This is a genomic window from Actinomyces israelii DSM 43320, assembly GCF_000711965.1.
GTDB lineage: Bacteria > Actinomycetota > Actinomycetes > Actinomycetales > Actinomycetaceae > Actinomyces > Actinomyces israelii.
Window position 1 is genome coordinate 1 of the sequence record NZ_JONS01000098.1, and the last position, 1,457, is coordinate 1,457.

General features: G+C 68.8%; 2 protein-coding genes. Both read right to left on the minus strand.

Annotated features, from left to right (window positions below):
* Positions 1-16: 16 nt before the first annotated feature.
* Positions 17-469 carry a hypothetical protein gene (locus O145_RS15175; protein ID WP_043564512.1) on the minus strand — a complete coding sequence of 151 codons (453 nt, stop codon included), beginning with the start codon at positions 467-469 and terminating at the stop codon, positions 17-19.
* Between the two features lie 81 nt (positions 470-550).
* Positions 551-709, minus strand: coding sequence for a hypothetical protein (locus O145_RS19455; protein ID WP_229118628.1), 159 nt, complete (start codon positions 707-709; stop codon positions 551-553).
* Positions 710-1,457 lie beyond the last annotated feature (748 nt).

Genomic DNA, 1,457 nt, shown 5'->3' on the forward strand with positions numbered 1-1,457 from the left:
CCCGCCCCGCAGGTCGTCAGGGGATCGGGTTGTAGTACAGATCTATCCCGACGTTGCACAGCAGTCCGACCAAGGCGCCGGCCAGAAGGAAGACAATCGATACGACCACAATAGTCAGCCGCCTCACAACGCGCCGCACGCTGCGCCGCGGCGCCGGACGGTCAGACTCACGCAGAAAGACGACGAAACCGAGGACAGCGCAGAGCGCCCAGCACACAAAGCCTGCGACAAGCGTGGCCAGAATACGCTCCTCGGTGAGCGTCAACATCAATAGAAAACGATCCACATCTCCCGTCGACGTATCGAGCCGCGGCGGAAGAGACGCAAAGAAGCCGTAAATCGCATCTTCGTTATAGAGCGCTGCCGGACCGGGGAGCAGCAGCACCAGACCGGCCCACCACAGAATCCGCTTCAGCATCAGCAGCACCCTGCCGCGCCACCACGGCCCCGCCGAACGGGCCTCCACCATCTTCGGCTCCTCCGTCAGGCCCTCCTCACCGGAGCGCCGGGGCCGAAGAGCATCATTCTCCGTCTCCGGGCCCACTCGGACTCACTTGACGATGTGCCAGATAATGAAGAACAGGAAGAAGATGATCCACCCAACGTAGGGGCCGATACTCTTCTTCTGGCCGGGTCCGGCGGGCTGAGGGGGACGAGCCCGGCCGGGGCGGCCGTCGACCCCAGGGGGCGCGTACGGGTTAACGGCCACGGGCAACGGCCGCCCGGAACCGACCGGCCAGCCCGGCAGGCCGGACCCGGCCGGTTGCCCAGGCGCTCCCGGTGCGCCGCCGTAGCCCATCGGGCCTCCGGGCCCGCCGCCGTAGCCCATCGGTTGACCAGGGCCGCCGTATCCGCCGGGTGGCCCCGGCCGTCGGCTGTAGGGCGACTGCGGCACCGGCGCGGACATGCGCGCAGGCCGCACAGGCTGCCGTGCGCCCCGAGGGCGCTGTCCGCTCGCAGCAGCGCCCAGCCCTACCCCAGGGGCGCGCCCGTACCCCGAAGACCGCGGAGCCGCCTGCTGACTCTGCGGGACTCCGCGCCGCATGGCCCGCACCTGCTCCTCGACCTGAGCACGCAGCACCGCAGCCGGATCGGACTGGGCGCCCTCGGCCGATGCCGCCCGGCCGCCACGCACAGTCTTCCGGTCCTCCAGCCGATGCTCAGAGGGGGCGTCGAGCACCGCGACATCGAACAACGGCGAGCCCATAAGAGGGTCACCGAGCACAGACCCGAAAGGCGCCTCGTCGAAGCCTGGGTCACTGGGCACCCACCCGACGGGAGCCCAGGTGTCAACATCCTCGCGATCAGTCGATACGCTCATAGCACCAGGATCTCACGCCCACCCCGCCCAGTCCTCCCCCGCCCGTTACCTTGTTGGTGGTCGCGGGGAGAAGCCTCGCGGCTGGGCCGGCGACGGCCGGCATGATGTCTTGCCCCTGTCTATCGAATGATCCGGG